Annotated in this window: 11 protein-coding genes; 7 read left to right on the top strand and 4 right to left on the bottom strand. The window is 72.7% G+C overall.

All coding sequences use genetic code 11. The annotated features are described in order from the left end of the window. Positions 1 to 44: 44 nt before the first annotated feature. From ACFUJY_RS00350 to ACFUJY_RS00335, 4 genes are all read left to right on the top strand, one after another. Positions 45 to 1,502: an aldehyde dehydrogenase family protein gene (locus tag ACFUJY_RS00350; RefSeq protein WP_383292289.1), complete on the top strand. Its 1,458-nt coding sequence runs from the start codon at positions 45 to 47 to the stop codon at positions 1,500 to 1,502. Between the two features lie 54 nt (positions 1,503 to 1,556). Further along, entirely contained in the window at positions 1,557 to 2,198 is a 642-nt protein-coding gene (locus ACFUJY_RS00345) for a PadR family transcriptional regulator (RefSeq protein ID WP_383293834.1), read from the top strand. Positions 2,199 to 2,281: 83 nt separating this feature from the next. After that, positions 2,282 to 3,226, top strand: a complete 945-nt coding sequence (locus tag ACFUJY_RS00340) for an ATP-binding cassette domain-containing protein (RefSeq protein WP_383292287.1) — start codon at positions 2,282 to 2,284, stop codon at positions 3,224 to 3,226. A gap of 8 nt (positions 3,227 to 3,234) precedes the next feature. Further along, positions 3,235 to 4,008, top strand: a complete 774-nt coding sequence (locus ACFUJY_RS00335) for an ABC transporter permease (RefSeq protein ID WP_383293831.1) — start codon at positions 3,235 to 3,237, stop codon at positions 4,006 to 4,008. A gap of 14 nt (positions 4,009 to 4,022) precedes the next feature. On the opposite strand, the gene ACFUJY_RS00330 is transcribed toward ACFUJY_RS00335, so the two are convergent. Together ACFUJY_RS00330 and ACFUJY_RS00325 are read right to left on the bottom strand one after the other, a co-directional pair. Continuing rightward, complete coding sequence (locus ACFUJY_RS00330) at positions 4,023 to 5,447, bottom strand: glutamate decarboxylase (RefSeq protein ID WP_383293828.1); 1,425 nt, start codon at positions 5,445 to 5,447, stop codon at positions 4,023 to 4,025. 97 nt (positions 5,448 to 5,544) lie between these two features. Continuing rightward, a complete protein-coding gene (locus ACFUJY_RS00325) occupies positions 5,545 to 6,819 on the bottom strand; it encodes an ion channel protein (protein WP_383292284.1) in 1,275 nt (424 codons plus the stop codon). Between the two features lie 129 nt (positions 6,820 to 6,948). Between ACFUJY_RS00325 and ACFUJY_RS00320 the strand changes: the two genes are divergently transcribed. Both ACFUJY_RS00320 and ACFUJY_RS00315 read left to right on the top strand, forming a co-directional pair. After that, positions 6,949 to 7,707, top strand: coding sequence for a MerR family transcriptional regulator (locus ACFUJY_RS00320; protein ID WP_383292281.1), 759 nt, complete (start codon positions 6,949 to 6,951; stop codon positions 7,705 to 7,707). Between the two features lie 100 nt (positions 7,708 to 7,807). Continuing rightward, entirely contained in the window at positions 7,808 to 8,512 is a 705-nt protein-coding gene (locus ACFUJY_RS00315) for a DedA family protein (protein WP_383292278.1), read from the top strand. A gap of 16 nt (positions 8,513 to 8,528) precedes the next feature. On the opposite strand, the gene ACFUJY_RS00310 is transcribed toward ACFUJY_RS00315, so the two are convergent. Both ACFUJY_RS00310 and ACFUJY_RS00305 read right to left on the bottom strand, forming a co-directional pair. Then, positions 8,529 to 10,223, bottom strand: coding sequence for a threonine/serine exporter ThrE family protein (locus ACFUJY_RS00310; RefSeq protein WP_383292275.1), 1,695 nt, complete (start codon positions 10,221 to 10,223; stop codon positions 8,529 to 8,531). Positions 10,224 to 10,367: 144 nt separating this feature from the next. After that, on the bottom strand, positions 10,368 to 10,862 hold the full coding sequence (locus ACFUJY_RS00305; RefSeq protein WP_018520452.1) for an inorganic diphosphatase: 495 nt from the start codon (positions 10,860 to 10,862) through the stop codon (positions 10,368 to 10,370). Between the two features lie 86 nt (positions 10,863 to 10,948). Here ACFUJY_RS00305 and dacB point away from each other — a divergent pair, with 86 nt between their 5' ends. Next, positions 10,949 to 12,439 carry a D-alanyl-D-alanine carboxypeptidase/D-alanyl-D-alanine-endopeptidase gene (gene dacB / locus ACFUJY_RS00300; RefSeq protein WP_383292272.1) on the top strand — a complete coding sequence of 497 codons (1,491 nt, stop codon included), beginning with the start codon at positions 10,949 to 10,951 and terminating at the stop codon, positions 12,437 to 12,439. Positions 12,440 to 12,445: the final 6 nt, after the last annotated feature.

Below are 12,445 nucleotides of genomic sequence, written 5' to 3'. Positions count from 1 at the left end.
CGATGGCGCTCCTACAGGAGTCTGCACCTGAGTTAAGGGATCGCATGTCCTTCTTCCAAGAGCTGGCCGGCCAGTACATCGACGGTGAATGGCGGACGGGCACCGGCTCCTGGGACATCATCGATTTCAATCCGTACAACGGTGAGAAGCTCGCCGCGATCACCATCGCCACCGCCGCCGAGGTGGACAGCGCCTACCGCGCCGCCGAGCGTGCGCAGGGGGAGTGGGCGGCGACGAGCCCGTACCGCCGCCGGGACGTCCTGGAGCGCGCGCTGCGGGTCACCGAGGAGCTGGCCGACGAGATCACCGAGGCGATCATCGACGAGCTGGGCGGTACCCGCGCCAAGGCCGCGTACGAGCTGAGCCTCACCCAGGAGTTTCTGCGCGAGGCCGCCCGGCAGGCGCTCTCCCCGGAGGGCCGCATCCTGCCCTCCGCCGCGGACGGCCGGGAGAACCTGCTCTACCGGCTGCCCGTCGGGGTCGTCGGCGTCATCAGCCCCTTCAACTTCCCGCTCCTGGTGACGATGAAGTCGGTCGCGCCGGCCCTGGCCCTCGGCAACGCGGTCGTCGTCAAGGCCAACCAGAACTCGCCGGTCGTCGGCGGCGGGCTCGTCGCGCGGATCTTCGCGGAGGCGGGGCTTCCGGCCGGGCTGCTCAACGTGGTGGTCACCGACATCGCGGAGATAGGCGACGCGTTCATCGAACACCCCGTGCCCCAGGTGATCTCCTTCGCCGGGTCGGACCGGGTCGGCCGCCACGTCGCCGCCACCGCGGGCGCCCTCTTCAAGCGGACCGTCCTCGAACTCAGCGGCAACAGCGCCCTGGTGGTGCTGGACGACGCGGACGTCGACTACGCGGTCGACGCCGCCGTCTTCAGCCGGTTCATCTACTCCGGCCAGGTCTGCATGGCCGCCAACCGCATCCTGGTGGACCGGCCGGTGGCCGCCGAGTTCACGGAGAAGTTCTGCGCCCGCGTGGCCGGCCTGAAGACCGGCGACCCGCGCGAACCGGACACCAGCATCGGCCCGGTCATCAACACCTTCCACGCCGACTCGCTGGCCGCCCTGGTGGACCAGGCGATCGCCGAGGGCGCCGAGGCGCCGGTGCACGGGCGGGTGCGCGGCAACCTGGTCGAACCGACCGTGCTCACCGGCCTGCCCGCGGGCTCCCCTCTCCTCCACCAGGAGATCTTCGGCCCGGTCGCCCTGCTCGTCCCGTTCGACGGCGAGGACGAGGCCGTCCGCATCGTCAACGACAGCCCGTACGGCCTCAGCGGCGCCGTGCACACCGCGCGCACCGGGCGGGGCGTCCGGTTCGCCCAGCGCATCCGCAGCGGGATGTTCCACGTCAACGACTCCACGGTGCACGACGACCCGGGCATCGCGTTCGGCGGCGAGAAGGACTCCGGTCTGGGGCGGATGAACGGGGACGCCGCGGTGGACGCGTTCACCACCCAGAAGTGGATCTCCGTCCAGCACGGCCGCAGCGTCTTCCCCTTCTGACCTCGCCCGGCACCGCCCGCTACGCTGGTCGGGTTGACCAGAGAGGTGGAGGGCATGTCCGCGATCCGGCTGCTGGTCCTCGGCGCCGTGCGCCAGCACGGCCGGGCCCACGGCTACCAGGTCCGCAACGACCTGGAGTACTGGGGCGCCCATGAGTGGTCCAACGCCAAGCCCGGCTCCGTCTACCACGCGCTGAAGCAGCTCGCGAAGCAGGAGATGCTCCTGGCCCACGAGGTGGCCCCGAGCACGGTGGGCGGCCCGCCGCGCATCGAGTACGAGATCACGGAGCGCGGCACCGAGGAGTACTTCGCCCTGCTGCGCGCCTCGCTTACCTCCTACGACCAGAAGATGGACGTCCTCTCGGCGGGCATCGGCTTCATCGTGGACCTGGAGCGCGCGGAGGCGGTGGCCCTGCTCCGGGAGCGTCTCGAGAACCTCGCGGCCTGGCGGGACGCCGTCACCGAGCACTACCTCCCCGAGGGCGGCCCGGAGCAGCTGGGCCACATCGGCGAGGTCATGAACTTCTGGGTGCACTCGGCGGACGCGGGCGCGGAGTGGACGCGCGGTCTCATCGCACGCATCGAGGGCGGGGCGTACGTCTTCGCGGGTGAGGGCGACCCGTTCGTCGGCGTACTGGCCGAGGGTGAGGAGAACCCGTACGCGACCGGGGTCCAGGACCCGGGCGACGCCCGCTAATCAAGTTTGACGAATGACCCGGGGTCGTTTACCTTCGACCTACTAGTCAAGTTTGATTACTGGACTGCCGGGGGTGTGTTGGATTGCGGGACGCGATCGTGGTCGAGGGAATGCGCAAGCGCTACGGAGGGACCTACGCTCTGGACGGACTGGATCTGACGGTCGGCCGCTCGACCGTGCACGCGGTGCTCGGGCCGAACGGGGCCGGGAAGTCGACGGCGGTGCGCATCCTGTCGACGCTGCTGCGGTACGACGAGGGCCGGGCCGAGGTCGCGGGGTACGACGTACGGCGGCGGCCGGCCGAGGTGCGCCGCCGGATCGGGCTGCTCGGCCAGCACCCGGCCCTCGACGAGGAGCTGTCCGGCCGGCAGAACCTGGAGATGTTCGGCCGGCTGTACCACCTGGGCGCGCGCCGGGCCGGGGCGCGGGCGGACGCCCTGCTCGACCGGTTCGGCCTCGCGGACACCGGCCGCAAACCGGTACGCGACTACAGCGGGGGCATGCGCCGGCGGCTGGACCTGGCGGCCTCGCTGATCACCGATCCCGAGGTGCTGTTCCTGGACGAGCCGACGACCGGGCTCGACCCGCGCGGGCGGGCCGAGGTGTGGGCCGCGGTGCGCTCGCTGGTCGGCGGCGGCACGACCGTCCTGCTGACCACGCAGTATCTGGAGGAGGCCGACCGGCTCGCGGACCGGATCTCGCTGGTCGACGGCGGCCGGGTCGCCGCCGAGGGCACGGCCGACGAGCTGAAGGCCCGGGTCGGCGGCGACCGCATCGACGTCGTCGTACGCGACGCCGCCCAGCTGGCGCGCGCGGCCGCCCTGCTCGACGGCGGCCGGGTGACGGACCCGGACCGGCGGACGGTCGGAGCGCCGGCGGCGGACCGGATGGCGGCGCTCACCGGAGCGGTGCGGGCGCTGGCGGACGCGGGCATCGAGGCGGAGGACATCGCGGTGCGCCGGCCGACGCTGGACGAGGTCTTCCTGGCCCTGACGGGCAGCGGCGACGAGAGGAAGGTGGCGGCGTGAGCGCGGCGATGTGGGCGGTGTCCGACTCCTGGACGATGACCCGGCGCGAACTGGCCCGCTGGGCCCGGCAGCCGGCGCAGGTGGTGGTGGGCCTGGTGTTCCCGGTGATGCTGCTGCTGATGTTCACCTATCTGGTCGGCGGCGGGCGCGGCGTCGAGGGCAGCACGGCCGAGTACCTGGTGCCGGGCATGCTGGCGCTGACCATGGCCTTCGGCCTGGAGTCGACCATGCTCGCGGTCACCCGCGACCTGGAGAAGGGCGTCGTGGACCGGTTCCGCTCGATGCCGATGGCGTCCGGGGCGGTGCTGGTCGGCCGGGCCCTCGCGGACATGCTCCAGTCGGCCGCCGGGCTGCTGGTGACGGGGGCGGCGGGTTACGCGGTCGGCTGGCGGTGGCACGAGGGGGTGGGCGCCGTGCTGGGGGCGGCGGGGCTGCTTCTGCTGCTGCGGTTCGCGATGCTGTGGCTCGGCATCCTGCTGGCGCTGGCCGCCGGGCGGCCGGAGAAGGTGCAGGCGGTGCAGATCCTGGTCTGGCCCGTCGGCTTCCTCTCCACGGTGTTCGCGGCGCCGGAGACCATGCCCGGATGGCTGGGCTCCGCCGTCGAGTGGAATCCGCTCTCGGCCACCGCGACGGCGGTGCGCGACCTGCTCGGCAACCCGGGCGCCGACGGCGGCTCCTGGGCGGCCGGCCACGCCGGACTGCTCGCGGTGGTGTGGCCGCTGGCGCTGCTCCTGGTCTTCTTCCCGCTGGCAGTACGGCGGTTCGCGGCCCTCAGCCGCTGAGGCCCGCCGCCGTCTCAGTGGTGGAAGGAGGTCGCCGCGTTCTGGTCCCGGGTCAGCGGGTGCGGCTGGGCACGGAGTTCGGGCATGAGGAGGCGCAGGTCCTCCAGGAGCAGTTCCGCCAGGTCCGATGAGAAGCCGTTGCGGCACACGATCCGGAGCACCGAGAGGTCCTCCCGGTCGGCCGGGAAGGTGTACGCGGGCACCAGCCAGCCGCGTTCGCGCAGTCGCCGGGACACGTCGAAGACGTCGTACGCCGTCACCTCCGGCTTGGTCGTCAGCGCGAAGACGGGGAGCTGGTCGCCCCGGGTGAGCAGCCGGAAGTCGCCCAGCTCCTCGATCTTCGCGGCCAGCCCGGTCGCCACGTCCCGGGCCGCCTGCTGCACGGCCCGGTAGCCGTCCCGGCCCAGCCTCAGGAAGGTGTAGTACTGCGCGACCACCTGGGCGCCGGGCCGGGAGAAGTTCAGCGCGAAGGTGGGCATGTCGCCGCCCAGGTAGTTCACCCGGAAGACCAGCTCCTCGGGCAGCTCGGCGGGCGAGCGCCACAGCGCCCAGCCGACGCCCGGGTAGACCAGGCCGTACTTGTGGCCGGAGGTGTTGATGGAGGAGACCCGGGGCAGCCGGAAGTCCCACACCAGGTCCTCGTCGAGGAACGGCGCGACCATGGCGCCGGAGGCCCCGTCGACGTGGACGGGGATGTCGAGACCGGTGCGCTCCTGGAGGCCGTCCAGCGCCGCGCACAGCTCCGCGATCGGCTCGTAGCTGCCGTCGAAGGTGGAGCCGAGGACGCCGACGACACCGATGGTGTTCTCGTCGCACAGCTCCACGGCGGCCTGCGGGTCGAGGTGGAAGCGGTCGCCCTCCATGGGGACGAGGCGCGGTTCGACCTCCCAGAACGTGCAGAACTTCTCCCAGCACACCTGCACGTTCACCCCCATCACGAGATTGGGTCTGGCGCTCGCCGGGTAGCGGTCGGCGTTCCTGGCCGCCCAGCGGCGTTTCAGCGCCATCGCGGCGAGCATGCACGCCTCGCTGGACCCGGTCGTGGAACAGCCGACGGCCGCCGAGGGGTCGGGCGCGTGCCAGAGGTCCGCGAGCATCGACACGCAGCGCCGCTCCAGCTCGGCGGTGCGCGGGTACTCGTCCTTGTCGATCATGTTCTTGTCGCGGCACTCGCCCATCAGCACCGCGGCCTGGGGTTCCATCCAGGTGGTGACGAAGGTGGCGAGGTTGAGCCGCGAGTTGCCGTCCAGCATCAGCTCGTCGTGGACGAGCCCGTACGCGGTGTGGGGCGGCAGCGGTCCGTCCGGCATCCGGTGCCGGGGCGGTGCGGCCTCCATGCCGGCGACCGGGTCGGCGACCCCGTAGAACGGGTTGAGCGCCAGCTTGCTGTGCGCGGCCGACGGTTCGCCCTCGTGCGCGGAGCCCCGGTGGAGCGGCATCACGGACCTGCCCTTCTCGGCTCGCGCCCGCGAGACCGGACGAATCCGACGATACGGACGGCCTCGGCGGCCGACACCCCGTGCTGGTCCGTACGGATCAGCGCAGCGGCGTGCCGTCCTCGCGCAGCTGCATCAGCGGCCGGCCGGTCACCAGCAGCCAGGCGGGCAGCGAGGCCACGCACAGCACCGGGATCAGGGCGGTGTCGAAGCCCAGGACCGCCGCCGTGAACAGGCTCAGCCAGCCTTGCCGGGTGACGGCCAGCACCACGCCCAGCACCCCGCACGTCACCGCGAGCGCCACCGGCACCGCGTCCACCAGCGCATGGGCGCACAGGCCGAGCGCCACGCCCACGAACACCGCCGGGAAGATCCGGCCGCCCCGGAACCCGCAGGTCGCGGCGATCACCAGGGCGGCGGCCTTCACCACCGCCATCGTCCCGAACTCGGCGGCCGACCAGCCGTCCGGATCGGCGGCGAGCGTCTTCACCTCGTCCAGCCCCTTGAAGAGCGTGAGGTGGCCGCCCAGCGCCCCGAGCAGGCCGAGCGCGAGACCGCCCAGGGTCAGGGCGAGCACCGGATGCGGCAGGGCCCGGAAGAAGCGGTGGACGAAGGGGAACGCGTACACCGCCGCGAGGCCGAGGACCGCCCCGGCGGAGGCGATCACGAGGGCGGCGAGCAGGTCGCCCCAGCCGGTGTGCGCATACGGGGGCAGCGACAGGTCGAAGCTGGGGTGCTCGGCCAGCGTCATGGTGAGCGATCCGGCGGCCCCGGCCGCGAGCGGCCCGAACAGCTTGTCCCAGAGCGCCCCGGAGCCGGGCGCGGCGGCCAGCGTCTCGGTGAGGATCAGGGCGGCGGCGACCGGGGTGCCGAAGAGGGCGCCGATGGTGCCGGCGGCGGCGAGCGCGAGCCACAGCTCACCGGGTGCGCCGGGCGCGACCCGGCGGCCCGCCCAGGCGGCCAGGGCGATGTTGGCCGCGGTGATCGGGTTCTCCGGGCCGAGGCTGACGCCGCCGGCCAGGGCCAGGACGGTGACCACGAGGAGGCCGGGCACCACGTAGGGCGGCAGGGGAGGGTCGACCAGGCCCATGGTCGCCGGGTCCGGGCCGCCCCGGCCGGGGACGGCGCGCAGGACCAGGCCGGTCACCAGGCCGGTGGCCGTGAGCATCACGATCATCCACAGCGAGGAGTACCGCCCCACCGACAGCGCGTCGGGCAGCGTCTCCCACAGCACGTCCTGGAGCCGCTCCGCGAGCAGGCTGACCCCGAGCAGGACCAGGGCCGAGACCACGCCCACGGCCAGGGCGGGCACGATGAGGGCGAGCAGCCGGCGGGCGGGGGCGGGCTCGGCGGCGACGGCGGAATCGGTCGGCATCGGCACACCATAGCGATGCGAAAGCCTCAAAACCGTTCAAAAGGTGCGGGTGGCAGGCGGGACTTGCACCTCACGCCGCGTGAGGGCCGAGGCTCGTACGCGTACCCACACAGGAAGGAGCGGGGAGCCATGGAGCACTCCGTGGGACAGGTCGCCGGCTACGCCGGGGTCACGGTGCGCACCCTGCACCACTACGACTCCATCGGCCTGCTCTCACCGGGCGGGCGCAGCCACGCGGGCCACCGGCGCTACGACGACGCCGACCTGGACCGGCTGCAGCAGATCCTCTTCTACCGGGAGCTGGGCTTCCCGCTGGAGGAGATCGCGGCCCTGCTCGACGACCCGGACGCGGACCCGCAGGAGCACCTGCGCCGCCAGCACGCGCTGCTGTCGCACCGGATCGCGGAGCTCCAGCGGATGGCCGCCGCCGTAGAGACAGCGATGGAGGCACGCAGGATGGGCATCAACCTCACCCCCGAGGAGAAGTTCGAGGTCTTCGGTGACAAGGACCCGGACCAGTACGCCGAGGAGGCCGAGCGCCGCTGGGGCTCCACCGACAGCTACGCCGAGTCGCAGCGCCGGGCCGCCCGGTACACCAAGGAGGACTGGCAGCGGATGAAGGCCGAGGTCGACTCCTGGAGCGAGCGCTACACGGCGCTGATGGAGGCCGGTGAGCCCGCCGGCGGGGAGCGCGCCACGGACCTCGCGGAGGAGCACCGGCTCCACATCTCCACCTGGTTCTACGAGTGCGGCTACGAGATGCACCGGAACCTCGGCGGGATGTACGTCGCCGATCCGCAGTTCAAGGCGTTCTACGACTCCATGCGGCCGGGGCTCGCCGAGCACCTGCGCGACGCCATCGAGGCGAACGCCCGCCGCCGGGCGTAAACGGTCCCGGAGGCGGGTGGAACCCGAGGCCGTCCCAAGGCGTTGATAGCTTGGGGCGGCCACGCAGCCGCCCATCGACCTCATCCTGGAGCCCGGACCCTTGAATTCGCTTGCGCTCGGCCCGAGCTGGCTGGACCCGGACCATCTCATCGGGCAGTTCGGCCTGATCGGCGTGCTCGTCATCGTCTTCGCCGAATCCGGGCTGCTCATCGGCTTCTTCCTGCCCGGTGACTCCCTGCTGTTCACCACGGGCCTGCTGGTCACGACCGACAAGCTGCACACCCCGCTCTGGCTGGTCTGCGTCCTGGTCGCGCTGGCCGCGATCATCGGCGACCAGGTGGGGTACCTCTTCGGCCGCAAGGTCGGCCCCTCGCTCTTCAACCGGCCCGACTCCCGCCTCTTCAAGCAGGAGAACGTCGAGAAGGCCCACGAGTTCTTCGAGAAGCACGGCCCGAAGTCGCTGATCCTGGCCCGCTTCGTGCCGATCGTGCGGACCTTCACCCCGATCATCGCGGGCGTCAGCCGGATGAACTACCGCTCGTTCATCGTGTTCAACGTGATCGGCGGCATCCTGTGGGGCGTCGGCGTCACCCTGCTCGGCGCCGCCCTCGGCAACGTCGAGTTCGTGCACAAGAACATCGAGGCGATGCTCGTCCTGATCGTGCTGATCTCGGTGATCCCGATCGCCATCGAGTTCCTGCGCGCCCGGAGCAAGGCCAGGAAGGAGGGCCCCGCCGCCGGGAACGGCGAAGTGCCCCCGCAGGACCCGTCCGCCGGCCGCCGCGGACGCCACGCCAAGCGCTGAGCGCCCTGGGGCCTGGTCAGAAGCCGCGCGTCCGCTTGGCCGCGCGGCGGTTCGCCCCGCCGACCGCACCCGGCACCCGCATGAACAGCCGGGAGATCTCGCTCCCCAGGTTCACCCCGATGGCGATGGCCAGCGCCGTCGCCACCGCCGTGGACAGCGAGGCGAGCCCCTGCGACAAGTGGTTCTGCGCGACGCCCAGCAGACCGAAGTACGTCGCCGAACCGGGCAGCAGCGGCCCGATCGCCGCCGTGATGTACGGCAGCGACGACGTGTAGCGGTACCGCGAGAACAGCTGCCCGAACAGTCCGACGAGCCCGGCCGCCGCGGCCGTCGCGGCCACCGCCGACAGCTCGCCCGTCCGGGCCATCGCCCCGAAGACGATCCAGGCCACTCCGCCGTTCAGGGTCACCGCGAGCACCGTCGCCCGCGCCTGCTGGAGCAGGATCGCGAAGGACAGGGTCAGCACCATCGACGCCAGGATCTGGATCACCGGCCGGTCGTGCGTGATGAGCCGCGCGTCCGGGTCCAGCTCGGCGCCCAGCTGGAGCCCCCCGTACAGGGCCAGCAGCACCCCGGTGACGATCGCGATGAAGAAGTACATGACCTCCAGGAGCCGCGCCGAGGCGGTGATGTAGTACCCGGTCAGGCCGTCCTGCACGCCCGCCACCAGCGCCCGCCCCGGCAGCAGCGCGAACAGCCCACCGGTGATCACCGCGGACGGCCGTACGTCCGACCAGTGCGTCAGCGTCAGCGCCACGCCCATCGCGGCGGGCGGCATCGCCGCGATCGCGAACTGGTAGAACTCCGGCAGCCCGCGCCCCGCACAGAGCCAGGCCAGCCGGTCACCGAGCATCGCCCCGAGCGCCGCGACCACGAACACCAGCGGACCACCGCCGACCAGCACGGACGCCGCCCCGGCCAGCCCGCCGGCGGCCAGGGTGAGCACCCAGCCGGGATACGGGTGCCGGTTGCGCCGGATCTCCGCGAGTCGCCGGTACGCCTCCTCCAGCGACACCTCGTCGTCGGCCGTGGTGATGTCGTCGATCAGCCGGAAGACCGCCGCCAGCCGTGTGTAGTCGGTGCCCCGGCGGCGTACCGTACGGCTCGCCGTCACCGGGTCGTCCACCAGCGACGGCTGGTGCGAGATCGACAGCAGGGTGAACGTCACGGTCGGCTCGCAGCGGTCGAGCCCGTAGCTCCGCATCACCGCGAACATGGCCGCCTCGACGTCCTCGGCGCCCTCCCCGCCCGCCAGCAGCAGCTCCCCGATACGCAGCGTCAGGTCGAGCACGCGCGGCACCGCCGGGCCCGCCTCGTCGTGCCGCTGGACCGGCTCCGGCGCCGGGCGCTCGGCGACCGGCATCCGCAGCATCGTGCGCATCCGGTCCTGCCAGGGCGCCTCCTTGGTCAGCCGGACCATCGGCACCCCGTACGCCGGGGTGAACGCCGGCGGGGAGTCCCGGAAGCTGTACGTGCTCGGCGGGGCGAACGCCGAACCGGTCGTCTCGGAGCCGGAAGCGGAACCCGTGGCGGCACCCGGGCCCGGGGCCGGCGGCTCGGGCGTCACCCCCTCCGGAAGGGCGAACTCCGACGTCGGGTGGTCCTCCTCCGGCGGCGCCGCCGGTTCGGTCCCGGCAGGCCGCGAGAAGGCGCTGTGCGCCTCGTCGGACTGGGGCTTCTCGTCATCGGGTCCGCCCGGTTCCGCCACCACTCGACCTCGCTCCTCCTTCGGCTGCGCGTCCTCGGCCGCACTCCTGCCCAGTATGGCCACGCCCAAGGGAGGGCACACGGAACGGGCGGCACACCCACCTGGGTGTACCGCCCGTTCTCGGACCCGCTGACACGAAGCGGAACGTCAGTGCGCGCCGCCCTGCGCCTCAAGGCGCTTGCGGGAGGCGACGATCTCGGCCTCGGCCTCGGCGCGGCCGACCCAGTCGGCGCCCTCGACGGACTTGCCCGGCTCCAGGTCCTTGTAGACCTCGAAGAAGTGCTGGATCTCCAGGCGGTCGAACTCCGACACGTGCTGGATGTCCTGCAGGTGCTCCACCCGGGGGTCGGACGCCGGGACGCACAGCAGCTTGTCGTCGCCGCCGGCCTCGTCGGTCATCCGGAACATGCCGATCGCGCGGCACTTGATGAGGCAGCCCGGGAACGTCGGCTCCTCCAGGATCACCAGCGCGTCCAGCGGGTCGCCGTCCTCACCGAGGGTGTCCTCGACGAAGCCGTAGTCCGCCGGGTAGCTGGTCGAGGTGAAGAGCCGACGGTCCAGACGAATCCGGCCGGTCTCGTGATCCACCTCGTACTTGTTGCGCGAACCCTTCGGGATCTCGATAACGACGTCGAACTCCACGGGTGGCTCCTCCATGATCAACACATACGACTGGTGGTTAAGTGTCCCTCACGCAGATGTGTGCTCGCGAAAGGGGCTGGTCAACGGTGGCCGAGCCGGTGGAAAGACCGTCGACCGAACCGCCCGGCACGCCCGGCGGCAGTATCGCGGCCCGTCGGGGCGTACGCGGCCGAGTGAACGACTGGCAGTTCACGGCCGTGTCCGCCGTCGTCGGACTGGCCCTCGCGGCCGGCGCCGTCCTTGCCGCCGGACCCTGGGACTCGGGTCAGCGTAAGGCCGAGCGGGACCGGGCGGCCGCCGCCGAACGCACAGGTGGCGCACATCACGACGGCGGCCGCCCCGAGGGCCCCGCCCCCGCCCCCAGCGCCCCCGCCGTCCTCGCCGCCCTGCCCGCCGCCGGCACCGGCCCCGAGCACGCCCCGGCCGGCGCCACCCGGGACCTGCGCGCCGTCCTGGACCCGCTGCTGGAGAACGACGCGCTGGGCACCCGCCGCGCAGCCGTCGTCATCGACACCGCCACCGGCGAACGGCTCTACGGCAAGGGCGCCGACGCCCCCATGACGCCCGCCTCCACCGTCAAGATCGCCACCACCACCGCCGCCCTCGGCGCCCTCGGCCCCGCCCACCGCATCCCCACCACCGTCCGCGCCTCCGACGACCTGCGCACCGTCACCCTCGTCGGCGGCGGCGACCCCACCCTCGACAAGGCCGCCCTGCGCGCCCTGGCCACCGAGACCGCCCGCGCCCTCAAGACCGCCAAGGCCCCCTCCGTACGCCTCCGCTACGACACCTCCGCCTACTCGGGGCCCACCCACCACCCGATCGGCCCCAACGAGAACATCGCGCCCATGAGCGCCCTGATGCTGAACGAGGGCCGCCAGGACGGCTCCGCCAAGGGCCCCGCCCCGCGCAGCGAGGACCCGGCCGGCGACGCCGCCCGCGCCTTCGCCGGATACCTGGACGACGCCGGCGTCACCACCAAGGGCGCCCCCGCCCCCGGCCACCCCGCCAAGAAGTCCCACACGGTCGCCACCCACCTCTCCGCCCCGCTCTCCGCCCTGGTCGAGCGCGCCCTGACCAACAGCGACAACGACATCGCCGAGGCCCTGGCCCGGCAGACCGCCATCGCCGCCGGACAGCCCGCCGACTTCAAGGGCGGCCGACGGGCCGTCACCGCCCGCCTCAAGAAGCTCCGACTGCCCCTCAAGGGCGTGAACATCGCCGACGGCAGCGGGCTCGACCGCCGGGACAAGGTGACCGCCGCCCTGCTCGCCGGCCTCCTCGCCCGGGCGGCCGACCCCGCCCACCCCGAACTGCGCCCCGTCCTCACCGGCCTCCCCGTGGCCGGCTTCAGCGGCACGCTCAGCAGCCGCTACACCAGCAAGACGGGCGGCACCGGCTTCATCCGCGCCAAGACCGGCACCCTCACCGGCGTCAACAGCCTGGCCGGCACGGTCGTGGACACCCGGGGCCGGCTCCTCGCCTTCGCCTTCCTCGCCTCCGGCACCACCGCCCCCGCCGAGGCCCAGAAGGCCCTCGACGCACTCGCCACCGCACTCGGCGCCGGCAGGCGCTGACCGCGC

This window comes from Streptomyces sp. NPDC057249 (assembly GCF_042669245.1).
GTDB lineage: Bacteria > Actinomycetota > Actinomycetes > Streptomycetales > Streptomycetaceae > Streptomyces.
Note: the sequence above shows the minus strand (reverse complement) of the source record. Positions and strands in the feature narration are given on the sequence as shown.

Bases quoted from the DNA above. Each gene is read 5' to 3' on its own strand.
- ACFUJY_RS00350 (WP_383292289.1), top strand. From the start codon at position 45: ATGTCCTTCTTCCAAGAGCTGGCCGGCCAGTACATCGACGGTGAATGG.
- ACFUJY_RS00345 (WP_383293834.1), top strand. From the start codon at position 1,557: ATGTCCGCGATCCGGCTGCTGGTCCTCGGCGCCGTGCGCCAGCACGGC.
- ACFUJY_RS00335 (WP_383293831.1), top strand. From the start codon at position 3,235: ATGTGGGCGGTGTCCGACTCCTGGACGATGACCCGGCGCGAACTGGCC.
- ACFUJY_RS00330 (WP_383293828.1), bottom strand. From the start codon at position 5,447: ATGCCGCTCCACCGGGGCTCCGCGCACGAGGGCGAACCGTCGGCCGCG.
- ACFUJY_RS00325 (WP_383292284.1), bottom strand. From the start codon at position 6,819: ATGCCGACCGATTCCGCCGTCGCCGCCGAGCCCGCCCCCGCCCGCCGG.
- ACFUJY_RS00320 (WP_383292281.1), top strand. From the start codon at position 6,949: ATGGAGCACTCCGTGGGACAGGTCGCCGGCTACGCCGGGGTCACGGTG.